General features: G+C 44.3%; 39 protein-coding genes and 1 tRNA gene. 3 read left to right on the forward strand and 37 right to left on the reverse strand.

The features are described from left to right. From Q0140_RS00275 to Q0140_RS00420, 30 genes are all read right to left on the reverse strand, one after another. Window positions 1–1,633, reverse strand: a 1,633-nt coding sequence (locus tag Q0140_RS00275; protein WP_297960367.1) for an NADH-quinone oxidoreductase subunit G, incomplete at its 3' end; no start/stop codon positions are given. A gap of 1 nt (window position 1,634) precedes the next feature. After that, a complete protein-coding gene (locus tag Q0140_RS00280; RefSeq protein WP_297960370.1) occupies window positions 1,635–2,342 on the reverse strand; it encodes a hypothetical protein in 708 nt (235 codons plus the stop codon). Next, window positions 2,339–2,569 (reverse strand): NADH-ubiquinone oxidoreductase subunit E family protein, encoded by a 231-nt coding sequence (locus Q0140_RS00285; RefSeq protein WP_177386790.1) that lies wholly within the window; start codon window positions 2,567–2,569, stop codon window positions 2,339–2,341. The genes Q0140_RS00280 and Q0140_RS00285 overlap by 4 nt, the downstream gene beginning before the upstream one ends. After that, window positions 2,566–3,792 (reverse strand): NADH dehydrogenase (quinone) subunit D, encoded by a 1,227-nt coding sequence (nuoD, locus tag Q0140_RS00290; protein ID WP_297960373.1) that lies wholly within the window; start codon window positions 3,790–3,792, stop codon window positions 2,566–2,568. The genes Q0140_RS00285 and nuoD overlap by 4 nt, the downstream gene beginning before the upstream one ends. Next, window positions 3,792–4,580, reverse strand: a complete 789-nt coding sequence (locus Q0140_RS00295) for an NADH-quinone oxidoreductase subunit C (protein ID WP_297960375.1) — start codon at window positions 4,578–4,580, stop codon at window positions 3,792–3,794. The genes nuoD and Q0140_RS00295 overlap by 1 nt, the downstream gene beginning before the upstream one ends. Next, complete coding sequence (locus Q0140_RS00300; RefSeq protein WP_177386788.1) at window positions 4,580–5,089, reverse strand: NADH-quinone oxidoreductase subunit B; 510 nt, start codon at window positions 5,087–5,089, stop codon at window positions 4,580–4,582. The genes Q0140_RS00295 and Q0140_RS00300 overlap by 1 nt, the downstream gene beginning before the upstream one ends. Then, entirely contained in the window at window positions 5,071–5,460 is a 390-nt protein-coding gene (locus Q0140_RS00305; protein WP_005869774.1) for an NAD(P)H-quinone oxidoreductase subunit 3, read from the reverse strand. The genes Q0140_RS00300 and Q0140_RS00305 overlap by 19 nt, the downstream gene beginning before the upstream one ends. Window positions 5,461–5,675: 215 nt before the next feature. Then, window positions 5,676–6,692: a tyrosine-type recombinase/integrase gene (locus Q0140_RS00310; RefSeq protein ID WP_297903450.1), complete on the reverse strand. Its 1,017-nt coding sequence runs from the start codon at window positions 6,690–6,692 to the stop codon at window positions 5,676–5,678. Window positions 6,693–6,694: 2 nt separating this feature from the next. Next, window positions 6,695–7,033, reverse strand: coding sequence for a hypothetical protein (locus tag Q0140_RS00315; RefSeq protein ID WP_297903448.1), 339 nt, complete (start codon window positions 7,031–7,033; stop codon window positions 6,695–6,697). Further along, complete coding sequence (locus Q0140_RS00320) at window positions 7,015–7,554, reverse strand: hypothetical protein (RefSeq protein ID WP_297960380.1); 540 nt, start codon at window positions 7,552–7,554, stop codon at window positions 7,015–7,017. Before Q0140_RS00320 ends, Q0140_RS00315 begins: the two co-directional genes overlap by 19 nt. Before the next feature lie 179 nt (window positions 7,555–7,733). Continuing rightward, the gene (locus Q0140_RS00325; protein WP_297960383.1) at window positions 7,734–8,183 is read right to left on the reverse strand and encodes a hypothetical protein; all 450 of its coding nucleotides are present in this window, start codon (window positions 8,181–8,183) and stop codon (window positions 7,734–7,736) included. Between the two features lie 2 nt (window positions 8,184–8,185). Beyond that, window positions 8,186–8,410 (reverse strand): hypothetical protein, encoded by a 225-nt coding sequence (locus Q0140_RS00330; protein ID WP_297960386.1) that lies wholly within the window; start codon window positions 8,408–8,410, stop codon window positions 8,186–8,188. A gap of 92 nt (window positions 8,411–8,502) precedes the next feature. Next, a complete protein-coding gene (locus tag Q0140_RS00335) occupies window positions 8,503–8,883 on the reverse strand; it encodes a YopX family protein (RefSeq protein WP_297960389.1) in 381 nt (126 codons plus the stop codon). Then, entirely contained in the window at window positions 8,880–9,245 is a 366-nt protein-coding gene (locus tag Q0140_RS00340) for a YopX family protein (RefSeq protein WP_297960392.1), read from the reverse strand. Before Q0140_RS00340 ends, Q0140_RS00335 begins: the two co-directional genes overlap by 4 nt. Next, window positions 9,232–9,570, reverse strand: coding sequence for a hypothetical protein (locus Q0140_RS00345; protein ID WP_297960395.1), 339 nt, complete (start codon window positions 9,568–9,570; stop codon window positions 9,232–9,234). The genes Q0140_RS00340 and Q0140_RS00345 overlap by 14 nt, the downstream gene beginning before the upstream one ends. Then, on the reverse strand, window positions 9,567–10,145 hold the full coding sequence (locus tag Q0140_RS00350; protein ID WP_297960398.1) for a class I SAM-dependent methyltransferase: 579 nt from the start codon (window positions 10,143–10,145) through the stop codon (window positions 9,567–9,569). Before Q0140_RS00350 ends, Q0140_RS00345 begins: the two co-directional genes overlap by 4 nt. Then, a complete protein-coding gene (locus Q0140_RS00355; RefSeq protein ID WP_297960400.1) occupies window positions 10,142–10,585 on the reverse strand; it encodes a hypothetical protein in 444 nt (147 codons plus the stop codon). Before Q0140_RS00355 ends, Q0140_RS00350 begins: the two co-directional genes overlap by 4 nt. Then, on the reverse strand, window positions 10,572–10,739 hold the full coding sequence (locus Q0140_RS00360) for a hypothetical protein (protein WP_297903441.1): 168 nt from the start codon (window positions 10,737–10,739) through the stop codon (window positions 10,572–10,574). Before Q0140_RS00360 ends, Q0140_RS00355 begins: the two co-directional genes overlap by 14 nt. A 10-nt stretch (window positions 10,740–10,749) precedes the next feature. Further along, complete coding sequence (ssb, locus tag Q0140_RS00365; RefSeq protein WP_297960405.1) at window positions 10,750–11,205, reverse strand: single-stranded DNA-binding protein; 456 nt, start codon at window positions 11,203–11,205, stop codon at window positions 10,750–10,752. After that, entirely contained in the window at window positions 11,202–11,468 is a 267-nt protein-coding gene (locus tag Q0140_RS00370) for a hypothetical protein (protein WP_297960408.1), read from the reverse strand. The genes ssb and Q0140_RS00370 overlap by 4 nt, the downstream gene beginning before the upstream one ends. A 34-nt stretch (window positions 11,469–11,502) precedes the next feature. After that, entirely contained in the window at window positions 11,503–12,339 is an 837-nt protein-coding gene (locus Q0140_RS00375) for a lambda-exonuclease family protein (protein ID WP_297960411.1), read from the reverse strand. Beyond that, window positions 12,339–12,935 carry an ERF family protein gene (locus Q0140_RS00380; protein ID WP_297960414.1) on the reverse strand — a complete coding sequence of 199 codons (597 nt, stop codon included), beginning with the start codon at window positions 12,933–12,935 and terminating at the stop codon, window positions 12,339–12,341. Before Q0140_RS00380 ends, Q0140_RS00375 begins: the two co-directional genes overlap by 1 nt. A gap of 120 nt (window positions 12,936–13,055) precedes the next feature. Further along, on the reverse strand, window positions 13,056–13,799 hold the full coding sequence (locus tag Q0140_RS00385; protein WP_297960418.1) for a phage regulatory protein/antirepressor Ant: 744 nt from the start codon (window positions 13,797–13,799) through the stop codon (window positions 13,056–13,058). 3 nt (window positions 13,800–13,802) lie between these two features. After that, on the reverse strand, window positions 13,803–14,567 hold the full coding sequence (locus Q0140_RS00390) for a hypothetical protein (protein WP_297960421.1): 765 nt from the start codon (window positions 14,565–14,567) through the stop codon (window positions 13,803–13,805). A gap of 166 nt (window positions 14,568–14,733) precedes the next feature. Next, window positions 14,734–15,219 (reverse strand): hypothetical protein, encoded by a 486-nt coding sequence (locus tag Q0140_RS00395; RefSeq protein WP_297960422.1) that lies wholly within the window; start codon window positions 15,217–15,219, stop codon window positions 14,734–14,736. After that, on the reverse strand, window positions 15,219–16,025 hold the full coding sequence (locus Q0140_RS00400) for a BRO family protein (RefSeq protein ID WP_297960425.1): 807 nt from the start codon (window positions 16,023–16,025) through the stop codon (window positions 15,219–15,221). The genes Q0140_RS00395 and Q0140_RS00400 overlap by 1 nt, the downstream gene beginning before the upstream one ends. 22 nt (window positions 16,026–16,047) lie before the next feature. Continuing rightward, window positions 16,048–16,668, reverse strand: coding sequence for an NYN domain-containing protein (locus tag Q0140_RS00405; RefSeq protein ID WP_297960428.1), 621 nt, complete (start codon window positions 16,666–16,668; stop codon window positions 16,048–16,050). A gap of 155 nt (window positions 16,669–16,823) precedes the next feature. Next, window positions 16,824–16,967 (reverse strand): hypothetical protein, encoded by a 144-nt coding sequence (locus Q0140_RS00410; protein WP_297903413.1) that lies wholly within the window; start codon window positions 16,965–16,967, stop codon window positions 16,824–16,826. A gap of 58 nt (window positions 16,968–17,025) precedes the next feature. Continuing rightward, window positions 17,026–17,235: a hypothetical protein gene (locus tag Q0140_RS00415; protein WP_297960431.1), complete on the reverse strand. Its 210-nt coding sequence runs from the start codon at window positions 17,233–17,235 to the stop codon at window positions 17,026–17,028. 126 nt (window positions 17,236–17,361) lie between these two features. Continuing rightward, window positions 17,362–17,444 (reverse strand) — tRNA-OTHER (locus Q0140_RS00420). 269 nt (window positions 17,445–17,713) lie between these two features. Here Q0140_RS00420 and Q0140_RS00425 point away from each other — a divergent pair. From Q0140_RS00425 to Q0140_RS00435, 3 genes are all read left to right on the forward strand, one after another. Beyond that, complete coding sequence (locus tag Q0140_RS00425) at window positions 17,714–17,860, forward strand: hypothetical protein (protein WP_297959500.1); 147 nt, start codon at window positions 17,714–17,716, stop codon at window positions 17,858–17,860. A 71-nt stretch (window positions 17,861–17,931) separates the two neighbouring features. Then, window positions 17,932–18,384: a hypothetical protein gene (locus Q0140_RS00430; protein WP_297960434.1), complete on the forward strand. Its 453-nt coding sequence runs from the start codon at window positions 17,932–17,934 to the stop codon at window positions 18,382–18,384. Between the two features lie 11 nt (window positions 18,385–18,395). Further along, complete coding sequence (locus Q0140_RS00435; RefSeq protein WP_297904301.1) at window positions 18,396–18,614, forward strand: hypothetical protein; 219 nt, start codon at window positions 18,396–18,398, stop codon at window positions 18,612–18,614. A gap of 44 nt (window positions 18,615–18,658) precedes the next feature. Here Q0140_RS00435 and Q0140_RS00440 read toward each other — a convergent pair whose 3' ends face one another. The 7 genes from Q0140_RS00440 to Q0140_RS00470 all read right to left on the reverse strand — a co-directional run. After that, entirely contained in the window at window positions 18,659–18,931 is a 273-nt protein-coding gene (locus Q0140_RS00440; protein ID WP_297904303.1) for a helix-turn-helix transcriptional regulator, read from the reverse strand. Continuing rightward, window positions 18,924–19,247, reverse strand: a complete 324-nt coding sequence (locus tag Q0140_RS00445; protein WP_297904305.1) for a type II toxin-antitoxin system RelE/ParE family toxin — start codon at window positions 19,245–19,247, stop codon at window positions 18,924–18,926. The genes Q0140_RS00440 and Q0140_RS00445 overlap by 8 nt, the downstream gene beginning before the upstream one ends. Window positions 19,248–19,308: 61 nt before the next feature. Continuing rightward, window positions 19,309–19,728 carry a hypothetical protein gene (locus tag Q0140_RS00450; protein WP_297904308.1) on the reverse strand — a complete coding sequence of 140 codons (420 nt, stop codon included), beginning with the start codon at window positions 19,726–19,728 and terminating at the stop codon, window positions 19,309–19,311. A gap of 3 nt (window positions 19,729–19,731) precedes the next feature. Then, window positions 19,732–20,055 (reverse strand): STAS-like domain-containing protein, encoded by a 324-nt coding sequence (locus Q0140_RS00455; RefSeq protein ID WP_297904312.1) that lies wholly within the window; start codon window positions 20,053–20,055, stop codon window positions 19,732–19,734. 2 nt (window positions 20,056–20,057) lie between these two features. Continuing rightward, a complete protein-coding gene (locus Q0140_RS00460) occupies window positions 20,058–21,128 on the reverse strand; it encodes a hypothetical protein (RefSeq protein ID WP_297960441.1) in 1,071 nt (356 codons plus the stop codon). 159 nt (window positions 21,129–21,287) lie between these two features. Then, entirely contained in the window at window positions 21,288–21,668 is a 381-nt protein-coding gene (locus Q0140_RS00465) for a hypothetical protein (protein ID WP_297904316.1), read from the reverse strand. Continuing rightward, window positions 21,665–22,178: hypothetical protein (locus tag Q0140_RS00470; protein WP_297960444.1), on the reverse strand; the 514-nt coding region annotated here is incomplete at its 5' end. The genes Q0140_RS00470 and Q0140_RS00465, both read right to left, overlap by 4 nt.

Genomic DNA, 22,178 nt, shown 5'->3' on the forward strand with positions numbered 1-22,178 from the left:
GCGAAAAATGCTCCTTTTTAGCCAAAATTTCATCTATTTTTTGCTCGTCCAGACCTAGCGCGCGGGCGAAATTTGAAATTTTACTTTCCGCGAGATTTTCGGAATTCTGCGCGGAATTTTTTGCGGAATTTCCAGCACCGTCCGCGCTTGCAACGTTCCCAGAGCCATTTGCCTCCGCAGAATTCTCAGGATTTTGCGAATCCACGGATTTCTCGTCTAAATTTTCCTTCGCCGCGGCGCGCGAAATTTCAAATTCCGCCGCGAGTTTCGCATCCAGCCACTCAGGCAGATTGCGCCCGAACTTTTGCAAGACCCAAAGCAGGATCTGTGCCTCTAAGCCCGCAGCGTGCGGCTGATGGATAAAATTTTTGCCAAAACCCTTAATGCCCTCGTCGCAAAATGGATGAAAATAAATCACGCTTGCCTTATTTAGCTTGCAGGCACTGTTTACCGCATAGCCCAGATTTGGCGCGTCGCTACGTAAAAACGTGCCGCAAACTACGATGAAATCGCTATTTTTAATCGTCTGCGAATCCGCATTATAAAATTTCATGCCGCTAAGCTTTGAAAATTCGCGCAGGAATTTTTGATACGCAAGCGCTTCATCGTTGATCAAAGCGAGCTTAAATTTTTGCCGCAAAAGCTCTAAAATCCGAGCTTCTTCGTTGGTGATGAAACTATTAAATTTGATGTTTTTGATCTCGCCGTCCTCGATACCGCGCACGATACGGTCAAAAACCGCTTCGTTTTTGCTCGCCCGCTCGTTTGAAAAATCCCAGCCGAAGCGTGCTGCGGCGTGCAGGACGCTAAAATTTATGTCGCTACTAACGCGATAAATTTTTTCACGCGGCTCGCCTATGCTGCGGCGCTTGATCTCGTAATAAAGTAGCTCGCAATCGCTGCTGTGCGGGTTGGAAGCGGGGATTTGACGCAGCTCCCAGGCGTTTGAAACGTATTTAAACGCGCTCTCTACCAGAGCCCCCGTCGGGCAGACCGCCGCGCTCTCGCCGTAGTTTACGCAATCATCCTCATCGTTGACCCGCGCGATTAGGCTTTTTTGCAGCTTGTTCCACACGGCGTAGGCGTCTTTAGGCATCGCGTCCTTTTGCTCCTTACTAAGCGCGTCTCCGCCGCGCGGGACGAGCTTAAACGCATCTACGCCCAAGCGGTCCTTCGCGGCGGTGATACAGCGCTCGCAGACGATACAAAGGCTAGGATCGTAGCTTAAATACCCCCAATCCTGCACTTCGCGCGCCGTATCGCGGATAGCGTAGCTTTGGGTATTTGTGCGCATCAGATGGGCTAAATTTTGAAGTTCGCACTCGCCGCTTTGATCGCAAACCCCGCACGCCATCGGATGGTTGATACAATAAACCTGCGTAATCGCCTCGCGCTCGGCGTCGATCTCGGGGCTGCGGCTGTAAACGACCATGCCATCCTTGGCCTTGGCGTTGCAGCTATAGACGCGCTTGCCGTCCGCTTCGACCATACAAAGCCTGCATGCGAGCGTCGGCGTACCGCCGCTTAGATAACAAAGCGCAGGGATAAAAACGCCGCAGCGACGCGCGACCTGCAAGATATACTCGCCCTCGTCGCACTCGCAAGCTTTACCGTCGATCGTGATCTTTGCCATTTTAAACCTTAGAAATTTCGGCTAGTTCGAAATTATAACCGCCAAAGCCCTGCCCGCCCGAGCCCAAAAGCGCGATCGTGCCCTTTAGCTCCTCATCCAAAATAAATTCTTTTTCCAAATTTAAATGCGGCGTTTTGATACGGACGCGATCGCCGTCCTTGATCTTTGCGACCATGCAAAAATACCTTCCGCCGATGAGCCGCTCGTCCGCATCGTGTTTGAAAACCACGGCGCCGTCGAAATTCTCAGGTTCTTTAAGGGGGCTTAAATTTAACCGCTCTTGTGCGCCTAAGTCCGCTCGCTCGCCGCGTAAATTTAAAATTTTAACCCCGAATTTTGCCGCTATGATAGATATAAAAGCTCTGATATTTTCGGCGTCCAGATGAGTTTTAACGAGCGCATCCTCGATCAAAAGCGCGTCGCAGCCGCTTTGCAGAAACTCCGCGATCTGCTCGATCTCCTCCTCGCCCACGCTGCTTTCGCCGCTTAAGTACTCTAGATCTAGATCCGCGAAATAGGGCTCGTCGCAAAAACTAGCGCAGATTAGCGCCAGCACGAAGCTTTGCGCGCCGATCTCGCATTTTATCAGCTCGCCGGGAAGATGCGGATCTTGCAGCGGCGATACGCTTAAAATTTCAGCGCTCTTAAAACTGGCTGCGAGCGCGGGATTTTGCAGGCTAAGCAGCGACGCGAAATTTAAAATTTTCATCCTCTCCCCTTTTTGGCGACGACCATCCAATCGACTTGGTTATAGCGTATCGAGCTTAAAAGCGTGGAATTTAGCCCCTCCACCAGATCGGCGCTTTTTTGAACCGCGCTAAAATCGCCCATCTCAAACATAAAGATCATCGTCTCGCCGCGAGCGGAATTTTTTAAAATTTCGCCCATGCGGTTTAAAAATTTATCGCCCAGATGCCTTAAATCGTAGCGTTTCATCGGTCCACCTCGCCTAAGATAATATTAGTGCTGCCGATAATCGCCGCGGCGTCGGCAAGATACTGCCCGGGTAAAATTTCCTCATAGACCGCGCAGTGCCAAAAGCTCGGCGTGCGGATCTTAAGGCGGTACGGGCGGCTTTCGCCCATCGAGCGGATATAAAATCCAAGCTCGCCCTTAGGACTCTCGCTCGCGGCGTAAATTTCGCCCACGGGCGGGCGTAAGCCCTGAGTGACCAGCACGAAATGCTGCATCAGCGAGTAGTTCTGCGTCATAATCTGCTCTTTGCTAGGATTTACGTAAGCGGGGTCGATCGCTAAAATTTGCGGATCGCTCAGCGGATAGAGCTTCGCACACTGGCGCAGAATTTTAAGGCTCTCGCGCATCTCCGCCATATAGCATTTATAACGCGCGTAGCAGTCGCCCTCGCTCGCATACGGCACGTCGAAATCAAGCTCGTCGTAGATGAGATAGGGCTCTTCCTTGCGGATATCCCACGCATGCCCGCTAGCGCGCAAGCTCACGCCGCTACAGCCGCAGCTAAGGGCATCTTCGTGCGAGATCACGCCCACGCCCTCGGTTCGCATCAGCCAAATTCTATTGGTATCGAGCATATCTTCAAATTCTTTAATGTCGCTTGGGAATTCGTCGCAAAATTTCAACATCTCTTCTAGCCAGCCGTTAGGCAGGTCCAAAAACACGCCGCCGATTTTGATATTATTGTGCGTAAGGCGCGCGCCGCAGTATTTCTCTATGAGATCAAGTATGTATTCGCGCGAGCGAAAGCAGTAGAGAAACACCGTCATCGCGCCGATATCAAGCGCATGCGTACCCAAAAACAGAAGGTGCGAGCTGATACGATTAAGCTCCAGCAAGATCGTGCGGATGATCTGCGCGCGGCGCGGCACTTCGATGCCGCAGAGCTTCTCAACCGCGGCGCAAAAGCCGTAGTTGTTCGAGCTCGATGCGATGTAATCGATGCGATCTGTTACGGGGACGAACTCTGCGTAGATCATATTTTCGGCCATCTTTTCGATGCCTCGGTGCATATAGCCCACGCCCGGACGCGCACGCACGATACGCTCGCCGTCAAGCTCCAGCACTAGCTTTAGCTGGCCGTGCGCGCTTGGGTGCTGCGGACCGAAATTTAAGATCATATTTGCGCCCTCGCGCTCGTACTCTATGTTTTCGAAAAACGGTCTTAACTTGCTTGGATTTTGCATTATTTTCTCTTTGTGATAATCTTGTAAATTCCGCGTTTAGCGCGTTTTACGAAGCGCACACCGCCCTCTTCCTGATATTCTTGTAAAATTTTCTCTTGCGGGTGCGGCTCGCCGTAACCGCTCTCGTGATAGAGTCGCGTAAAGTTAAAGGTATCTTTTTCATCTACGAATGCGGAATTTCGGTTCTCCTCGCCAATCCGCTCGCGCGCGCCAACCCCAAAAATTTTATCCACCTCGTACCACTTGGCAAAATCGTCTCCTTGCAGCGGATAGGACTTTAAAAGAGGGTGTCCAAACCAATCATCGGGCATTATTAGGCGCGCTAAGTTCGGATGATTTTCAATCCAAACGCCCATCATATCGTATAGCTCGCGCTCCGCCCAGTTCGCGCTTTTGTAGATACCCGCAGCGCTTTGCAAAAAGCTCTCATTCGCTACGAAGCACTTTAGCCGCGCGCGGCGCACTCTTTTGATATCCAAAAGCTGATAAAAAACCTCGATGCCGCCGCGAGCCTCGGTAAAATCCACGCCGCTTAGCTCACATAAAATTTCATACCCCGCGCCCTTAAGCGCACGCAGCGCCGCTAAATTTTGCGCAGGCTCCACATAGAGCACGAGGGTGTTAAATTCCACGTATGAGTTTAAAATTTGGACGCCTTCAAGCGCGTCCAGATCATCTTTGAAATCGCTTGCGCTTGCGTCTAACTTCTGCGTCTCCTCGGGGATGAAAAATCTGTCTTTGTAGTAATTTTTTTTACTCTGATCGCCTTTGGGATTAAATTTTCTCATCAGATCAGCCTTTTTGCCTTTTGTGCGCGGCGCGGAGTTTGAGTACGGATCTTTTTTTGTAGCACCATCAGCGCAAACTGCAGCGTCTCGGGGCGCGGCGCGCATCCGGGGAGATAGATATCCACAGGCACTATGCGGTCGCAGCCCTGCACCGTAGCGTAGGTATTAAACATCCCTCCGGTATTGGCACAGCTACCCATACTGATGACCCATTTGGGCTCGGGCATCGCGTCGTATAGGCGACGCGTAAACTCGGCGTGCTTTTTGCTAAGCGTGCCTGCGATTATCATCACATCCGATTGCTTGGCGCTTGCGCGAAATATCGTGCCGAAGCGGTCGAAGTCAAATCTGCCTGCACCCGCCGCCATCATCTCGATCGCACAGCAAGCAAGCCCATACGTCATCGCCCACAAGGAGTTACTCCTGCCCCACGCGATCAGCTTATCGACGGTCGTTAGCACTACGGGAAGCCCGTTTTCGCGCGCGTAGTTTATCTTATGCTCTGCCAATTTAGCGCTCCTTTTTTCCATGCGTAGATGAAACCGATGCCTAATAATACGATGAAAAACGCCATCTCTACGAGCCCGAACACGCCTAAAATTTTAAAATTTACCGCCCACGGAAACATAAAGATAATCTCGACGTCAAAAAGTATGAAAAGCACGGCTATCAAAAAAAAGTGGGAGTTCATTCGGTTGGGCTGTTTGACGGCCTCGGGGCCGCTTTCGTAAATTTCGCCCTTTAGCCGCTCGTCGCGCCTGTCTGCCAAACGCGAGCCTACCAAAGAGGATAGTTTAACGATGAGCGAAAAGACGCAAAAAGCCAGGATTAGCATTACGAATATTCCGAAATACGGGCTTTGCAGCGGAATTCTAGACATTTTTCGCCTCGGTTTTAAAATTTAATGTGGATTGTAACGAAGTATTGATTTAATAAAGCTTAGCGCGCGCCACTAAATTCGCTTTTAAAATTAAAATTTATATACCTCGCCCGTGCGATTTAGTGGGGATAAAACGACAGGGTAATTGCAATGGCGCAAAAATCAACTCTGCTCGCACCTAGAGGTGCAAGAATGTGCCAAATTGTGCCAAAAAGCTATTTTGCAAAAGCTTTTTGCATCTTGGCTATGTTCTCCTCACTCGGTATGTAATGCGTATAAACTCGCGTTATCATATCGATATTGCTATGCCCTACGTTTCGCGCGATAAGTGCCAAATCAAGTCCGCTAGCTACACACTGCGAAATAAACGTGTGCCTAGTCGAGTGCAGGGTTTGCACCTCAAAGCCTAGCCGCTCGCATAGCGCTTTAAATTTCCGCTGCATCGTTCGCACGTCGAGCTTAAAAATCCGCTCGCTCTCCTCGCCCCTTTTCATCGTAGCGATGAAACTCTTTAGCGGATCGAGCAAGACCGCATATCTATTTTTCCCATTTTTAGGCGTTTGACTGATTGCGCCTAGCGTATGAACGAGGGTTTTGCTTATGCTTATCGCTCGTTCGCCTATGTCCCCCCACGTAAGAGCGAGAATTTCGCCGCAGCGAGCGCCGGAATAAAAGGCGAAATATAGGAAAGCTTTTAGCTCTCCCTCCGCCTCTTGTAGCATAGCGGCTACCTCCTGCGGGCTATATGCGCTCTTTGGTTGCACCTTTACGTGCAGGCGCGGTAAGATGCACGGATTGCGATCTATCACACCTTTTTGTATCGCTAGCGTAAAAGCGCTTTTAAACGGCGCGAAATACGCTCTTAGCGAATTATCTTTCAGCCCGCGAGCTCGTAGTTTTTTCGTCGCTATATCAAAATCTAGCGGCGAATAATCCTCGATGTTCTTATCGGGTAGCACCGCGAAAACCGCTTGTTTGTAGCTTTCATACGCCGCCTCCGTAGAAATCTTTTCTACGCCCTCGATAACTTCGTCCACGAAAGAGCTTAGTTTAAAATTCTTTCGCGGCGCGATTTTTAGCTCCGCTTGCCTCTTTACGTCGGGCAATATCTCCTCAATCGCCCGCGCCCTGTTTTCGGGGGTGTCGTCCAGCCCTAACGCCCGCCTAAAACGCCTCTTGTCTATCGTCCAGCTCGCATAGAGCCGTCCGCCTCTTGAATAAATCTTTGCCATCGCTACCCCTTCACCATTTTAAGGAGCGCGTTTTTACTCCATAGAATTTTACCGCGCTCTGCCTTATCGTTTGCTTTTTTCCAATCTACGCCCTCGCGCAACTTTCCAGAGCGGCGCATATTTTTCATCGCCATAGCATCTTTACCTATGAGCTCTCCAGCTCTTTTATCGCCTCCTATCCATTCAGGCATATAGTTTTCGATATGATAATCCCGCATCATTTCACACATTATGGAATAAAACGTGGCGCGAAACTCCGTGCTTTGCATTACATCGCGCACGGCATCGTTTAGGCTCTTTTCCAATACTTGCGCGTTTAGCGCTACGATCGTTTTTCCCATTTCTCATCCCATCTTTTTCGTATCTCTATTATTGTTTGCGCCTCAGCTCCTGCTATGATTTCGTCCGCAGTCTGTTCCGTTTCAGAGTCAAAAAACTCAAAAGTCTTATAGAATATCTTTACATCTCCCCTTCGCATAGGCGGGATATAGGACTCAAAAAATGCGGCGAATTCTTTTCCTACGATCTCTTTCCAAACGCGCCCGTGAGACTTGACGATTTTAAAAGCTTTCCACGAGTAAAACTCGAAATCCCCATCTGCGTCGATGTTTTGCATACTGGATGTTATTATGGATAGATTGTCGAATGCGTTACTTCCTCGTCTGCTTCTTTGACCGGTAGCCGTGGTAAGCGTAAATGCAAATCGCGCGATTTTTTCGTCCGGATCGCGCACATATATTATTAGTGTGTCGCGCCCTCTAAAATCAGCGTATAAATAGGCGCTAAAGCACGTGAGCTTGCGATAATATCCACTTCGTAATATCCAGTCTCTTTGTGCAAAATACGCTTCTAGTGAATTCATTCTTAAGCCTTTTATGTTAAAATATCTCTGCCTCTTCACAAGCCCCGCAAGGGGCTTTAATCTTTATCTTTTATCTCTAAGCGTAAAAGCCGCTCTAGCCTCTCGATCTCCTCACCCCTCGTATAGGCTTGCATAACCTCTATCTTTTCTTTTGTCGTCATTTTATATCCTTGTTTGAATTAGCCGGAGCCATATTTTTTCTTATATTCCTTATACGCTTTTAAGACTGCATTGATGGCGCGTTTTGTGTCTTGTAAAATTTCTAAATGAACACAATCTTCGCAAAGTCCAAAGGTAAAACTCGAGTCGTAAGCCCCTATAAAACGCCCAAAGTCTTTTTCTCCTTCGAAGCCTATATACCGCCCTGGAAATTTTTGCGTCGTGCTTTCAATATAGCGTGGATAAAGATATGCTATTGCGTCTATTCGACGACTAAAGCATCTTATAGTATTATTCAATGGTTCGTCGGGCTTCTTAATTATGTATTCCATTTCTCCGTTTGGATTTTTCGTATAATAACTTTCCGTCAAATCTATTACTTCTTTCGGAATATCCGTGAGAAAAACAGCGTGCATTAGCGTGCTAAAATTCAATATAAAAGGTTTTCTTATGAAATTCCATTCCGCCATAGTCATTCCTCCTTTAGCTCGACATAGGTTACATAGAATTTCGCATCATTCTCGGATGGGATATCATAGTTTTGGCAAAATTCCTCGGCGTAATGTCTAGAGCCAAATGCTGCAATTACGCTTTCAGAATTTAGAAGCTCGTTTTTGTTGGCTTCCACACATTCATTTAAAACAGAAATATCGTTTGTTTCGTAATACGCCTTAAGGACTTCTGGATATTTTCTCATATCCGCCAAGAAAACTACATATTTCAAATAAACTAAGTCTGTTTCGGTAGATGGTGTCTCGTATTCGAGTTTCATTACAGGCATAATTGGTATCATTTTGTATCCTTTAAAATCTCTGGATTTTCGTAGATGTTCCCGACGATCTCAAACTCATCTGAAGCCTTTTTAAACTCCTTTGTAATTGGATACTCCGGGTTTATTCTGCTTAGGTCGTGCATATAGAACCCACAATCAAAGCAAATTTTATAGGTGCGCAATCCCCATTTTACAAGAGAGCCCGTATAAATTTCTTTACCGTTAATGTCGTTTATTCCTGTATATTGCAATAGTTCAATATCTTCGAAACTCGCCTCAAAATTTACAGCCGTTTCTTTATCCCAAAGCGTAGCTTCTTTGTTTAGGAAGTCAACGCTTCGCACTTCGTAAATTCGTCGATCAACTTTAAAAAACGCCTTGAATTTTAACTCTGTCATCGCCTATCCTTTAAAATTTCTGGATTCTCGTAGATGTTGCCGATGACTTCCCGGTTGAGCGCATCGTGAAACAAAAAGAATATCTCTCTTTCACACTCGATCAGAAATGCAGCGTCACCTGCCCAGTATCTGACCGTGCCCATTCTTTTGCTATCGTCAAGTCTTGAAATGAATTTGACGATATCCCCCTCATAAATTTCGCGCCCGTTTTTATCTTTCATTCCTGTATATTGCATAATATTGAAGGATCTTTGTTCTGGAGTTCCGGGGAAAATTTCCCAAGCCGGTAAGTGAAAAATATCGCCCCAATTAAGCATTTTATTATTTAGAACATCCCACGCTCTAAACTCAATCTCTCTCATCGCTCTCTCCTTTATATAGTTTTTCTATGATTTGCTTTGCCTTTTCGACCTTTTCTGCTTGCCTCTTTTCGTGATAAAAGCGAAAAGCAATATTGTCTAAAAACAAAAGATCGTATGTGGTCGTTTTGGAACATTTAAATTTTCCGTTTGCTGAAAAAGAAAATATCATGGTTCCAAAAGAGCTTTCTTGCATAAGGCGAAAAGGGAAGTCGTCTTGTATCCGCTCGCCGGCAATTTCAAAAAATGCCTTTTGCACCCGCTTTTTCTTGTCCTTGATCTTCGCAAGCTCCCTTTGAAGCTCTTGTAACTCTGTTTTATAGCTCATTTTTCACTCCTTGTCTTTCTTACTACGTCGTTTTGATTATCTATCCAGCGTATCGTCGGCGCGCCCCCGTGTCTAGTATCAAAAATATACCACGCATAAACCATCATCCCCGTTTCATATTTGCCGTCCGGTCTGATCTCGCTAGATAGCAAGGGATAACGCGTAAACACATAGATTTTCTCTAAAATTTCGCGCGAGTAAATCTTGTCTAGCCGTTCTTTGCCGTGTAGGTAGCTAAGCGGCAGCAAAAAAGCAAACCTAGGCGCTACCTCGCAAGATTTAAGGATAAATTCCTTTGCTAGGCTAAAAGGCGGATTTGTGATAATGGCATCGAATTTGCGCGTCTCAGTCAAAAAATCTTTGCCGTCTAGTAGCAAATCATACGACGTCACGTCATCATAACCCGCCTCTTTTAAAACTGCCGTTATCGCACCCGCCCCGCAAGCAGGCTCAAGTATGCGCCCCCCAAACTTTTCAACCTCCAAAAGCCGCCGCGTGATATTGTAAGGCGTCTGATAAAAATCGTTTTTATGCCTCGCGGGGTTAGAATTTCCGCTGAAATTTTTACCGCTCATTTTTTGCCTCCCGCCTCATGCATAGCTTCCCGCTCACGAGCCAGAAACTCCGCGCGCACCTCCTCGCTCATTGCCAAAAGCGCCTCTAGGTTCTCGCACATTTTCTGCACTATTTTTCCGCCGCGATGCCACCGAAAGCGCAGAAATCGCTGAAGCACATTTAAGTGCGGCGAGCCCGTGCCCTTGTGTGCTATCCACGCAAGCTCATAATCGCTTGCGACTAGTTCGCGCGCCTTGTAATAAAGCCGCTCTATCTGCTCTTTCAGCGCAGGCGTGATCGGATCGTTGCGCGGCAGATAGTAGCACTCCGTCTCTATCTGTAGCGCCCCATCTAGCTTACGGAAGCGATCCGTGCGTCCGATCTTTCGGTCCTTACTTGCCTGCACATCTATCACGTAGAGCTTTTTGCCCTCGCGCCTTGCAAATTCACTCGCGTTCATCCACATAGGGCTCCCTCTCTGCAAAATCCATCGCATCGTCTATCATCCTGTCATAAGCCTCATCGGCGCCGTAATCCTCCATCCATTTCGCCCTTGCTGCGGCGCGCCATTCGTTGTAGTCGCCGTGTTCGTTTAGCCATTCTACGTCTGCCATCTCGTCCTCCTTAAAACGGGATCGTGTCGTTGCCATCGTCGTATTTATCGGCACTTTGCGGAGCAGGTTTGCGACTTTGGTTAGGGGCTTGTCCGCCTTGCACTCCGCCGCTTTGAGCGTAGGTTTGCGTGCCGCCCGAATTTTGAGGGCTGCCTAGCATCTCTAGGCTCTCTATCTCTACTACGTGCCTGCTTCGATTTTGTCCGCTTTGATCCTGCCATTGCTCCAGCTTTAACCGCCCTTCGACGGCGAGCTTTGAGCCTTTTCGTAGGTATTGGTTCACAACCTCCGCCGTGCGCCCAAAAAACTTCAGGTCGATAAAGCAGGTCTCCTCCGCAGTTTCCCCCTGCGCGTTCTTAAATTTTCTCGTTACGGCGATACCCGCGTTTCCGACGCAATAGCCGCCCTGCGTGTATCTTAGCTCGATATCGCGGGTTAAATTTCCGATCAAAACAACTTTATTCATTTTATTTCCTTTTCAAATTCTTTTATAAACTCGGGCTCTACGCCGTTTTCGGCGCAAAGCGTCTCGATATAGGCTAGGTGCCCGAGCATATCCGTCGTGCTTAGTTGTGTGTAGCTTAACGGCGTGCCGTCTTTCTGCCTCGGATAGTCGAAATCCAGCACCTTTAAAAGCTGCTTTAGGGTGCCCGCGCTAAGATAAAACGGGCGAATGGCGATGCGATGCTCTCTGATACATAAATATCTAAGAGATCGCATCTGTGCCAATACTACGCCGTGCATAAAGCGGTTAAACTGCCCGCTAATTTGCAACTCTCACGCTCCAGCGCTCGCTACCCGCCTTTAAAAACTCGTCTGGGATTACGGCGCCGCTTTGCTCGCAATATGCCTTATAGTCATAGCTAGGCTTAATTTCTGATTTGCAGACGGTTAGCCCATAAGCTTTTATCTCCACGCCGCCAGCTTTTTTAATGGCGCGCTTTTTTAGCTCGTCAAGCCTATCGTCAAGCTCTTTTTTCTGCGCGCTAAGGGTTGAAATTTCATCGCTCAAGCTTAACCATTCCTCATCGGGAGCAGCCCCCGCATAGGTCGCCTCAAACTCATTCCACGCCTTAATAAGCTTTTTAATCGCCTTTTCGTCGCGCTCTACGACAACGTGGCGGATTTGCAGATCAAAATCATCGTCTATCTTGCCGACCGCAAAAATACACTTCGCGAGGTCGCAAACGAAAAGCTGGTGTTGGATCTGCCAAAAATACTTTTCGCTAGGTTTGCCGGTGCGCTCCAAAACCTCATACTCGTTCGCGCTAAATTTAATCTCTAAAATTTCGCCACCTATGATGTCTAGCCCGTCAAAGCTCGCACTAAATCTCGGATCATCATCGCTAAGTCCTACGACGGGCTGAAAATCCGCGTTTAAAAGCTTGTTGATATATTCGCGGATTTTTGGCTCATACTCTTTGCCGAGCCTCATTGCCTCGCTCTGAAAGACCTCTTTGCCGCCGTATTTGATTTCGGCTAGTTTGTAGGGCTTGTTAAAACCGCAGCCCATAACGTCGCCAGCCTCGGAGGCATTAAATTTGTCTTTTCTATATTCCAGCCACTCGGGGCTACCCTGCGCTAAATCTATAAATTTCATTACGCACCCTTTCTCACTTCTTGCGCCTTTGCGAGCTTTTGCAAAAGCTGAGCGCGCACTTTTTCAAACGGCACGAACGCTATGTCGCTTGTCTTATATGCTGCGGCTACCTTTCGCGGGTCGGTGCCGCTCGCCTCGCAAAGTTGCAATAAATCCGCCACCTGCTCCTCACTCATCGGCGCGGGATATTCGCCTTTTTTATCGCGGGCGTCCTCGTGAATATTCGTAGCGTCGGCATCTTTGGCATCATCTATTGCGAATAGCCCATTTAGTGCGTATTTTCTAGCATAGCTTGAGGCTGCGCCTGTAATTTGGCTTTCGTCGCTACCTTTTTTGCTTGCAGGCTCTCTGGCATACGCGCTTACGCCTACCTCGCCGTCTTTGCCTTTTAGCGTGGCAGTCGCTTTTACGTAGATGCGGTCGGCTACTGCTATGATTTCATCGCCGATCGTTAAGACCGCCTCATATTTTTGTAGCAGCGGTTTTACCGCTTCTAAGATATCCTCGCAGCTACGATACGCATAGCCGCCAAATTTATTCATCTGCGTCTTGGGAGCCTTTAGCTCGCATTGGATTTTGTTTAGAACTTCTAACATTCCTCGTCCTTTGCATTGTAAGATTTAACAAACGCGATAAAATCGCCGATCGTCGTGTATCTATCCACTCTCATCAATGAGAGGTAAAATTTAAAATCTTTTAAACTCATTGTTTATCCTTTATGCTGATTTTTTAAAAGCTTCTATGATTTTCACGCTTAACGCCACTTGCCCTTTTGCCGTGATTTTCGTAGTGAAGCGCTCTTTGTTACCTTTGGGCGTAACGATGATTTGGGGTATCACTTCAAAATATCCCGCTTCCGCCCACCTCTGGTAAGGCATATTGTCCGCCATCAGATATTTTTCATCTCTTAGCCACTTAAACACTCTATTGCGTCCGACGCTTACGTCCGTATCGCAAAGCGTCTTTACAAAGTCGCCTATTAATGCGCTTGTAGCGCTTGCTTCTACCGCCTCGGCAAACACTATCTTAGGCATATCCGTCCTGCGCTGCGCCTCCAATGCTTCGATCTTGTCTAATTGGGTTATTGCTAGCTCTAAAGCCTCTTTGTAGTTGCGCGGAACGTTAAACGGATTTTTTAGTTTTTCCGCCATCGCGTTAAAGGCGTTGATGTAGGCGACTTTGAATTTGTAAAACTTCTCGCCGTTGAAACTCATAGCCAAAAGGGTGAAACCATCTTTTGAAACTAAAAAATATGGTCTGCTTTCGCCCTTTTTATCGGTATATTCAACGAGCCGAAAATTTGACCCGTTGAAATTATCTTGCGGAAGCTCCCTAATTTTCGCTAAAATATGCTTGTGTTCTTTCTCGAACACATCTGCAATTTGTAGGGAAGTAGTCCAGACCTGACCGCCTGCTACTTCCAACTTTATCTCTTGGCTGTTGATGATTAGATTTTCCATTATTTATCCTTTTAAAATTTCATTTTGTTCCATAAAAAAGCGGTCATTATCGTTTGCATACGCCATAACCGCGCCTATCTCGCTATAAACGCCGTCCATTTGATACTGGATTTTGTTTAATAGCCTTACTATCTCGCTATCTTTGATGTTTTGCTTTTGCTTTAGCTCTTGCGTGCGCTTGCGATAAAAATCCCGCTCGGTTTTGGCGTTATGTAGCATCGCTATTAGGTTTTCCTCTTTTTGCTCGTAGCGTTCTATAACCTCCGCGTCGTAAATTACCCCGCGCTTGGCTAATTCGGATTTTAGCTTTACGATAAGGGCGTTGTGCTGAGAAATTTGGGATTTGTAGCCGTTGATTACGTTTTGATTATGTCTGCCTTGCGAGATCTGCACCGCTCTAAGGTTTGAGATTTCGTCCACTAGGCGGAGATTATGCTCGCGAGCTTCGGCATAGCCGCGCACCTGCTTTAAGATAGTCTTTTCGAGCTCCTGCTCCGCCCATAGTCTAAAGCCCTTAGCCTTTTCGCTGCGGATAAACATACCGAGCTTTATTATGCCGCGGAGGGTCCATTTGATTTCATTTACTCCGAATTTGTTTTGCTCGGTTATGAAGTGAATACCCTCGACGATTTCGTCGGCGTGCTCGCGCTTGTGGGTTCTTATGTTTGCCTCAGAAGTGCCGTAACGCTTAGCGACATATTCGGTAGTGAAAGTTTGGAAATTTAGAATTTCAACTTGGGTGTTAGCGAAAAGTGATAACTCTTGCATCTTTTATCCTTTTAAAGTAATTAATTGCAAGAATTATATAACTTTAAAGATGTTTTGTCAAGAGTTTTTATAACTTTTAAGTAAAATTTTCTGTTTTTAAGATACTTTTGCGGTATAGATAGCGCGCAAGGATTTCTTACGCGCTATAAGGGGAACGAAAATCTCGTTACCCTTGCTTCGCTTCATTTATTAGGGCGAAACCCTGCTTAAATTTATCCAGCTGGCGTTTGATTTTCTCGTGTTCGAGTAACAGCTCCATAAATTTAACCGCCATTTGGCTTGGCTCGTCGCCGCTGCTCCACTTTGCAGGCATATTTTGATGCACGCCCATCCTCTCCGCCAGCTCTCTTTGAGTGATACCCAATTTCCTGCAAACCTGCTTTACGATGTTTTGTTTTTGGTAATCCCACTTTATTACATAAAGATCATCTTTGTTTTCGTCTTTAAACTCTATATGGTTGCCACCGCTCTTAGATGGGCTAATAGGCGATCCATATAGCGCCGAAACCTTTTGCGTTAGCTCCTCCTTTATCTTTATATAGTTCGAGCGTTTTGGTTCCGTCTCTAGTTTGATTTTGTCAATATACTTACCTGATACGGTAACTACGTGTTCTATTTCATCATCATAGTATATTTCTTTTTCCTCTGCCATTACTGCTCCTTTTTCTTATCTATCTTTTTGAATTTTCTATCTACTTTTTTAAGCTCGTTTTGCACCTCTTTTATGTGCTCGGTTCTAGCTAGCATTTCGGGGCGCACGCCATCGTTTCTAATCATTATGCCTCTTACTTCGCGCCCTACCTCGTAAGCCGTGTTTTCTAGGTTTTTTTGTCCGTAAATTCGATTATTTTCGATCTTAGCTTTAGTTTCTTGAAGCCTGAAAAGATTTGCGGCTAATTCGCGAGCTCCCATAAAGTCGAATACCTTATCCTTTGCCGTAAGCCCCTTGATACGCAAAAGGTCTTTTAGATGCATATTATACATACCCATATAACCAGCGTCCATAAAATAAGCGTAGCATTCAACTCCGTGAGAGCTAGCCACGCCCGTTAAGGCTTTGTTTGCGTCTTTGGTCTTTTCTCTTACATCTAGGCGCTCTAACTGCTCGGCTTCGATATGTCTATGCAGGGCTTCTGCGATAGTGGCGAAATATGCCTGCGCTTGCGCCACTCTTGGTTTTTTAATATCGGCATTCATAGACACCAAAAAGCAAGCGAAGCGGGATAGCTTATAATCGCTGCCTACGGGGCTGAAATGATCTAATATGTTGTAACCTATGCTAGAGCATACGGCGATAGCCTTATTCACTGCTTTATTTAGAGATTTTACGCCGTCGTATCCTAGCATTTGCGCCAATTCGCTTGCCAACCAATACGTAGTGCCATTTTTGTGCGAGGATAGCTCGAAAGCGTCGTTTTCCCGGTTGGATACGTCAAAAAGAGTTAGTTGCGTTTCCATTTATTGCTCCCTTTGTTTTCGCTCATTCGTTCTCCTTTACATATTCGTTCGGTATTTTGATAGTTTCGCCGTTAAATTTTATCTCGTCCTCAAAAAGAGAATTTGAGATATGCGACTTTTTAATCTCAAGGCTTGCGTTTGCCGTTTGGATAAGCTCGGTCGCGTATTTTCTACGCTTGGGCGGTATAAGCAAGATGATGCGCTTTTGCGGGAATAGCCCCTTTATCATCTTGATAGTCGAGACCAAATCCGTATCCGCCGTGACTAAAAAAGCCTTATCGAATTTATCTAAAAAGACGTCTTTTAAAAGCGTTATGGCAATATTTATGTCGCTTTGCTTCTCCTCGTAGGACAGATAGTCTCTCCCGCAATTTTTACAATGCGGAAATTTCTTTTTGAATTTACCCATAACGGGAATGACGTTCGCGCTTTTTAGAGCTTTTACGTAATTTATATGGCGCGAGAATTTTTCTTGGTTATGCGTAAGGTAAGCCGAGAAAAAATAGACGTCGTTTAAGGCGTCGCCGCTTTGTAAAAATTTCTCGCATAAAGAGCGTAGGTTTAGCCATTTTAAGCGATTGTCGTTAAAAGGTAAAATAGAGTGATAAAGGTTAAAGCCGTCGATATAGGCGTTCGTTTTCATAAGTCCGAGCCCCTTATAAAGAGGCTCGGTTAATAGCCGTAGCTATTAAGTTGAATGAGCGTATATTACCGACAAAACGCTTAAAGTTTGTTTTAGCCATTTACTTTTGTCCTTTTTCGGGTTAGTAGTTATACTAAAGCGAATTATACAAAATTCTACTTTGATTTTAGATAATCCCTTAAAATTTTACGTATATGCATTGCTAGCGGGCGATATTCTTTCTGCGCGTCGTCTTTTAGTTTTTGTAGCGTCTCGTCGTCCAGCCTTACGCTTACGATATTGTTTTTATTCTCTTTCATTTTCTATCCTTTCAATATCCCAAATCTTAGGTTTGAGATCGTAAATTTCGTGCGCTTTCTAAAAAGTCTTTTCAGAAGCCGTAGCATCGTCATTCTCCTTTTTCTGTTCCGCTATTCTTGCTAGTAGCGCGAGGTCTATCAGCAGATCGCCTACGCTCATTCTGCTCATCTTAGAAACTTCGCATAGATGATCCGCTACGGAGTGCAGATAATCCGAAATGCTATCCGCAAACTTCGCCGCAGCAGTTTCAAACTCTTGATTTTCCATCGTTTTCTCCTTAAAAAATATCCATAAAAGAGCCTCCGATTTAAGGATTTTCATTCGAAAAGATACAGCAAAGATTTTTAACCGCCTAAGGAGCAAGGCGAATGGAGGCTCATTTATGGATATGGCGGCGGACGACGGGAATCGAACCCGCGTTCCAAAATCTCGTTTTACGGGCGCCCAAGAGTCTTTGCCGCTTAACATACGTCCGCCATAAGAAAGTTTGACAAGGATTTTTCTACCCCCGAACTTGTCGCTATCGGGGCTGGTTACTCGGGTATGGATTGTCGTATCCATACGGACGCTTCCCGTAGCTTTAACCCGACGCGGGCTAGGTGTGGGTCACCTTGGTTTTAATGAGGGAATATTATCAAAAGTAATATTAAACGATGCTTAAATTTTATTATTATTGATAATATTTTTAGTAGTATAATTCGGCAATCGAGAAAAGTCTTGATTATCTCAATGAAAGGAGGTTGAAATGGCGACAAACAAGAAGCAAACGTCCAAAAAGGTTGCGTCAGAGGCATCCGAAATTTTAAAGGACGATAGATATAGCAAGAAAAGCAAATCCGTCGCAGGAAGCGCACTTTCTCAAACAAAGCCTACGCCAAAGAAAAAGAAATAGGCTTTTGCCCTCTAATAGGGGGCAATTTATTTAAATTTGTGTTTTAATTCATTAGAGGAAGGCGATAACCAATGAAAAGAGTTTTATTGTTTATTCTGGTATTGTCCTCATCTCTATCTGCGTTTTGTGAAAAATTTTACGTTACCGATGAGATGACCGATAAAACAACCCTTTATTTTGTATGTAAAGAAAAGGATGCGTCCTTGTATCTTGAAAGCAAAAACGGGAAGGTAAGTTATGGGGGCATAATCGGGATTGTGTTAAAGGAGCCAGAGCAGTTTTGGATGGAGGATAGCAATGGTGGCGTTCCAACTCAGAAGCTAGAAATGAGAGTTGATAAAAATACTATGTTTACCAACACAGCTATCCTAGCGGCATCTTTTCAAGTAGCCACAATTCGTCTTTCCAAATCGCAGCAAAAACAACTTCGAGACGGGGATATTCTTGCCGTTAGATATTTTCTTTATCCTCTAGAAAGGCGGCTAACCCGCTTTGATTTAGCAGATCTGAAACAATTTCAATAAAGGATCATAAAATGAAAAAACTACTCGCTTTAATTTTAGCGGCTTTTTTACTGGCGCCGTCGGTGTCTTTGGGCGCTCAAAGGGTCGGCGGATATGTCACCAAAAAGGGCAAATACGTAAAGCCTCACTACCGATCGAATAAAAACCGCACGCAGCGCGACAACTGGTCGAGCAAGGGCAGAAGCAATCCTTACACCGGCAAAAGAGGCACGAAAAAGCCGAAATGGTAAACTTATGAAAAGATTTTTTGCGCCATAAAGAAGAAATTTAAGCTCTAGACTATCGCTATACTCTTACCGCAGGCTTTGAGGTAACTAAGCAGGGTTTTGTATCTGACGTTTAATACTCCGCTTTCGATGCGCGCGACGGCGGATTGTTTGATACCCATTTTCTGCGCTAGCTGCGCTTGCGTAAGACCCGCCGCGGCTCTTGCATCGATAAGCGCCTCGATAGCTTTAAATTCATCTTCTAGCGCATCGTATTCGCGCTTGAATTCGGGGTCCTTTAGCTCTTTTTCTAAAGTTTTTCTAAAATTTATACTAGCCATTTTTAAACTCCCTTAATCTTTGCTTTGCTAGGTTTAGCATTGTGAGGGGTGTCCTTTGCGTCTTTTTTATGAAGCTTAACAAGATGATAATTCGTTTGCCGACCTCATAGCAATAAATGCTCCTTGCTATACCTTCCTCCGCCTTTATACGGATTTCAAATAACCCGTCATTTAAGCTCTTGGTGTAGGGCTCGCCTAGGGTATTGCCTCTAGCCTCTAAGAGCTCAAACATCTTATATCCGCGCTGCCTAATATGGGTAGGCAGAGTTAAAAACTCAGCCTCTATTTTATCGCTCGCAAACTCTACGCTCCACATTCCAAACCTTTAAAATTTGAGTGATTATAACATATATGTGATAAGAATTAGCTTAATGGGTTTACAAAATATCGCGTGAATTATTTTTTTTAAAATTCTTTAAAAGCCCTTTTATATATTCCCACAAGGGGATATCCGCCATATATATATCCTCTACTAGCATTTTGTATTCGCCAACTACCGCTTCTTCGGATATACTCTTTTCATAGTAATCACTAATAATCAAAGCAAGCCTATTAACATTTATACAATTTAGTCGAATAATAGTTAAATACCCCAATGCCTCAATATTTGACGTAAGTTCCATAATATTGCCGTCATAGTCTTTTTTTAAAATTTTTGAAAAGCAGTCTTTTAAAACCGATAAGCATTCTTTTCTTTCACTATCGACCTTTTGAAACCTATCTTTGGTTAGTAAATATACAAAGTTAATAAGGGTAAAAAATATGGCTATCAAAGAGAGCCAAAACGGAGCGCTCATTGTTTATTGCTTTATTAGCGGCATAGAAAAAGCTCTAAATTTTTCTTCTAGCTTAGGGTTATCAGAGCTAAACAGCCTAACTCTCCTAAAAAATTCTTCTTCTCCTAATTGCTCATATAGCGGAGAAAAGGCCTCAGATAAAAAAGATGGGTTAAAAGAGGTTTTTATATTGCTGCCGTCTATTTCTACGATATCATATTGACCCAATAACCCCTTTAATACGTCTTCTCTAAATTCCTCCCCCGACTTCTTTCCGAGTTTTCTGTATCTAGGACCCGGAGCATCTGTAAAATTTTCAGCAAAATTATATACGATCTTATTTTCCATTATTATACTCCCACATTCAAATCCTTTATAGACCACCTAATAAACGTCCCTTGTATCTTAGACTTAAGTCGTATTATACTATCGTTTTTTGTTAAATATAGGAATTCGTCAGTGGCGACCTCTAAAGAAGCGTCTTTGCTACTGTCTCGCTTAATGGTATCTATAAAATTCTTAAATGCTATCATTCCAAAACCTCTATTATTATTTTTGTCTTTGTATCTTGACAGGTTGGATCTGCATAGCGTTCTTAACGTATTTGCTCTTCCGATACGTCTTGATAAACGATAAAGATTTTGGACAAATTTACTTCTTCCCGTCTCTAGCGATTTAAATATCCCGATCCCCGTATCATAAAAAATAAATTCAATTTCTCTTTCTTCCTCATTGTAAGCTCCCATAAACCATATCTTTTTATCTCCGTCAAAATTCACAAAGGCGTGTTCGCTAGAATTTGCCATCGCTTCAAAGATCGCGTCGAATAACTCATCTTTATTTTTCTCTAAAATTTGATCTTTACCGGTAAAAAAATCTATAATGGGATAGTGGAATTCGTTGTCTATGCTTTCGCCGTCTCGATAGTCTATTTTTAAGTATTTCTGCCCCTCTTCGATAGTTTCTTTTTGGGGATTTATGCATAGCGCATCCCAATATCCTATAGCCGCCAATCTTTGATCTATTAACTTTGGAGGCGAAACCTTGCCGTTTCTTATTAATTTTTTTCCATGAAAAATACTATTTATCCCAACGGTCATTAGAAGTATAGACGCGTTGTCTATTACGGTCATTTTTCTATGATCTATTGATATTCTATGGCTATGTCTTTTGTTTCTGTAGCAGTCGAGCTCCTCTAGTGTAGAATTTAGCGTCTTGATATCTTCCGGAAAAATCATTTTTTCGGGCATATCAATTTTATGTAGCACCTTGTTTTTATGATAAATATCGCGCGGAGGGGCGAATGCGTGTTCTCGATCACATTTTTTATTTTTGCGCTTAAATTGCTTTCTTATTTTCCTTTTCATATTCGGGATATTCTTTTTAGAGGACGCCCTGCTAGGCCCGACAACAACCTTCATAATTATTTACCCTGTTGCGTTTTTTAAAACCTTTTAGAATTTATAAAATATGACCCGACTACGCGCCCTATTTTATCCCGCTATCGCTAAACGTCAGCCCCTTTTGGATTTCCAGATTGATTTGCTTAGGGTTTTGTATATGGGCGAAATCAATTCTCCTTATTTTGTCGTTATAAAATATGCGAGAAATTTATATGTCCTATACGTCTTATAAATAGCGATAAAAAATAAAGCCAAGGACGCTATAGATAGTATGATTTTTATCCAATAGCTTTCCATCTTTAAAAGCCATACTACAAAAATAAATAGTCCTACAAACAAATTCCAAGACAATGCGCTAGTAAAGATTTTTACGACATCATTAAAAATATCGGCTCTTTTAAAATCCTCGATCCTGCCGCCTCGTATAGCTTGTAATACGCTTAACGCCGTTATCAAAAAGGCGAGCATTACGAAGTTAATGTTATACAGCTTATCTAAATTTTCCCACAGACCGTCTATGTCGATCCATCCCAATATAAAATCTTTTACCGCATTCATATTAGTTCCAAAACATCCTTTATATTTTCGTCGTAAATTTCATTTAATATCGTTATTATATCATTTATTTCCAGACTTTTAGTTTTTTCATTCACTCTTATGTCATCCTTACAGACGCTATAAAATTTATCTATTAAATCTATAGTTTGCCCTTTATCAAAAACGGAAGACAGCTTTTTAAGCTTTAATTTTTTGAAGTTATTTTTGTTAAAATTAAAATTTAACATTCTCTTTATAGTCGATGAAACAAAGCCTCTTTTTTGTTTTGACGTGATTTTTAGCTCTAAAGTATTAATGTCGTTTAAATCAAAATCCTTAATTTGATCGAGGCTTAGCCCTAGCTCCTTTAAAAGACGGGGGTTAGGATTAGCTATCGTGAATTCAAAGGCGGCTATCGTGTCCGTATCCAGTATCTGCTCTATGCCCTCTTTTCTTGCGATATGTTGCAGAATAAAGCCGTCCAGCTTGTCTTTGAATACCCATTTTATGTATTTTTCAAAAACAGATGGA

Source organism: uncultured Campylobacter sp., assembly GCF_938045405.1.
Classification (GTDB): Bacteria; Campylobacterota; Campylobacteria; order Campylobacterales; family Campylobacteraceae; genus Campylobacter_B.

What these genes read in the sequence shown, in the direction of transcription:
- Q0140_RS00280 (WP_297960370.1), bottom strand. Translation starts at nt 2,342, where the DNA reads ATGAAAATTTTAAATTTCGCGTCGCTGCTTAGCCTGCAAAATCCCGCG.
- Q0140_RS00285 (WP_177386790.1), bottom strand. Translation starts at nt 2,569, where the DNA reads ATGAAACGCTACGATTTAAGGCATCTGGGCGATAAATTTTTAAACCGC.
- nuoD (WP_297960373.1), bottom strand. Translation starts at nt 3,792, where the DNA reads ATGCAAAATCCAAGCAAGTTAAGACCGTTTTTCGAAAACATAGAGTAC.
- Q0140_RS00295 (WP_297960375.1), bottom strand. Translation starts at nt 4,580, where the DNA reads ATGAGAAAATTTAATCCCAAAGGCGATCAGAGTAAAAAAAATTACTAC.
- Q0140_RS00305 (WP_005869774.1), bottom strand. Translation starts at nt 5,460, where the DNA reads ATGTCTAGAATTCCGCTGCAAAGCCCGTATTTCGGAATATTCGTAATG.
- Q0140_RS00310 (WP_297903450.1), bottom strand. Translation starts at nt 6,692, where the DNA reads ATGGCAAAGATTTATTCAAGAGGCGGACGGCTCTATGCGAGCTGGACG.
- Q0140_RS00315 (WP_297903448.1), bottom strand. Translation starts at nt 7,033, where the DNA reads ATGGGAAAAACGATCGTAGCGCTAAACGCGCAAGTATTGGAAAAGAGC.
- Q0140_RS00320 (WP_297960380.1), bottom strand. Translation starts at nt 7,554, where the DNA reads ATGAATTCACTAGAAGCGTATTTTGCACAAAGAGACTGGATATTACGA.
- Q0140_RS00325 (WP_297960383.1), bottom strand. Translation starts at nt 8,183, where the DNA reads ATGGCGGAATGGAATTTCATAAGAAAACCTTTTATATTGAATTTTAGC.
- Q0140_RS00330 (WP_297960386.1), bottom strand. Translation starts at nt 8,410, where the DNA reads ATGAGAAAATATCCAGAAGTCCTTAAGGCGTATTACGAAACAAACGAT.
- Q0140_RS00335 (WP_297960389.1), bottom strand. Translation starts at nt 8,883, where the DNA reads ATGACAGAGTTAAAATTCAAGGCGTTTTTTAAAGTTGATCGACGAATT.
- Q0140_RS00340 (WP_297960392.1), bottom strand. Translation starts at nt 9,245, where the DNA reads ATGAGAGAGATTGAGTTTAGAGCGTGGGATGTTCTAAATAATAAAATG.
- Q0140_RS00345 (WP_297960395.1), bottom strand. Translation starts at nt 9,570, where the DNA reads ATGAGCTATAAAACAGAGTTACAAGAGCTTCAAAGGGAGCTTGCGAAG.
- Q0140_RS00350 (WP_297960398.1), bottom strand. Translation starts at nt 10,145, where the DNA reads ATGAGCGGTAAAAATTTCAGCGGAAATTCTAACCCCGCGAGGCATAAA.
- Q0140_RS00355 (WP_297960400.1), bottom strand. Translation starts at nt 10,585, where the DNA reads ATGAACGCGAGTGAATTTGCAAGGCGCGAGGGCAAAAAGCTCTACGTG.
- Q0140_RS00360 (WP_297903441.1), bottom strand. Translation starts at nt 10,739, where the DNA reads ATGGCAGACGTAGAATGGCTAAACGAACACGGCGACTACAACGAATGG.
- ssb (WP_297960405.1), bottom strand. Translation starts at nt 11,205, where the DNA reads ATGAATAAAGTTGTTTTGATCGGAAATTTAACCCGCGATATCGAGCTA.
- Q0140_RS00375 (WP_297960411.1), bottom strand. Translation starts at nt 12,339, where the DNA reads ATGAAATTTATAGATTTAGCGCAGGGTAGCCCCGAGTGGCTGGAATAT.
- Q0140_RS00380 (WP_297960414.1), bottom strand. Translation starts at nt 12,935, where the DNA reads ATGTTAGAAGTTCTAAACAAAATCCAATGCGAGCTAAAGGCTCCCAAG.
- Q0140_RS00385 (WP_297960418.1), bottom strand. Translation starts at nt 13,799, where the DNA reads ATGGAAAATCTAATCATCAACAGCCAAGAGATAAAGTTGGAAGTAGCA.
- Q0140_RS00390 (WP_297960421.1), bottom strand. Translation starts at nt 14,567, where the DNA reads ATGCAAGAGTTATCACTTTTCGCTAACACCCAAGTTGAAATTCTAAAT.
- Q0140_RS00395 (WP_297960422.1), bottom strand. Translation starts at nt 15,219, where the DNA reads ATGGCAGAGGAAAAAGAAATATACTATGATGATGAAATAGAACACGTA.
- Q0140_RS00400 (WP_297960425.1), bottom strand. Translation starts at nt 16,025, where the DNA reads ATGGAAACGCAACTAACTCTTTTTGACGTATCCAACCGGGAAAACGAC.
- Q0140_RS00405 (WP_297960428.1), bottom strand. Translation starts at nt 16,668, where the DNA reads ATGAAAACGAACGCCTATATCGACGGCTTTAACCTTTATCACTCTATT.
- Q0140_RS00410 (WP_297903413.1), bottom strand. Translation starts at nt 16,967, where the DNA reads ATGAAAGAGAATAAAAACAATATCGTAAGCGTAAGGCTGGACGACGAG.
- Q0140_RS00415 (WP_297960431.1), bottom strand. Translation starts at nt 17,235, where the DNA reads ATGGAAAATCAAGAGTTTGAAACTGCTGCGGCGAAGTTTGCGGATAGC.
- Q0140_RS00425 (WP_297959500.1), top strand. Translation starts at nt 17,714, where the DNA reads ATGGCGACAAACAAGAAGCAAACGTCCAAAAAGGTTGCGTCAGAGGCA.
- Q0140_RS00430 (WP_297960434.1), top strand. Translation starts at nt 17,932, where the DNA reads ATGAAAAGAGTTTTATTGTTTATTCTGGTATTGTCCTCATCTCTATCT.
- Q0140_RS00435 (WP_297904301.1), top strand. Translation starts at nt 18,396, where the DNA reads ATGAAAAAACTACTCGCTTTAATTTTAGCGGCTTTTTTACTGGCGCCG.
- Q0140_RS00440 (WP_297904303.1), bottom strand. Translation starts at nt 18,931, where the DNA reads ATGGCTAGTATAAATTTTAGAAAAACTTTAGAAAAAGAGCTAAAGGAC.
- Q0140_RS00445 (WP_297904305.1), bottom strand. Translation starts at nt 19,247, where the DNA reads ATGTGGAGCGTAGAGTTTGCGAGCGATAAAATAGAGGCTGAGTTTTTA.
- Q0140_RS00450 (WP_297904308.1), bottom strand. Translation starts at nt 19,728, where the DNA reads ATGAGCGCTCCGTTTTGGCTCTCTTTGATAGCCATATTTTTTACCCTT.
- Q0140_RS00455 (WP_297904312.1), bottom strand. Translation starts at nt 20,055, where the DNA reads ATGGAAAATAAGATCGTATATAATTTTGCTGAAAATTTTACAGATGCT.
- Q0140_RS00460 (WP_297960441.1), bottom strand. Translation starts at nt 21,128, where the DNA reads ATGAAGGTTGTTGTCGGGCCTAGCAGGGCGTCCTCTAAAAAGAATATC.
- Q0140_RS00465 (WP_297904316.1), bottom strand. Translation starts at nt 21,668, where the DNA reads ATGAATGCGGTAAAAGATTTTATATTGGGATGGATCGACATAGACGGT.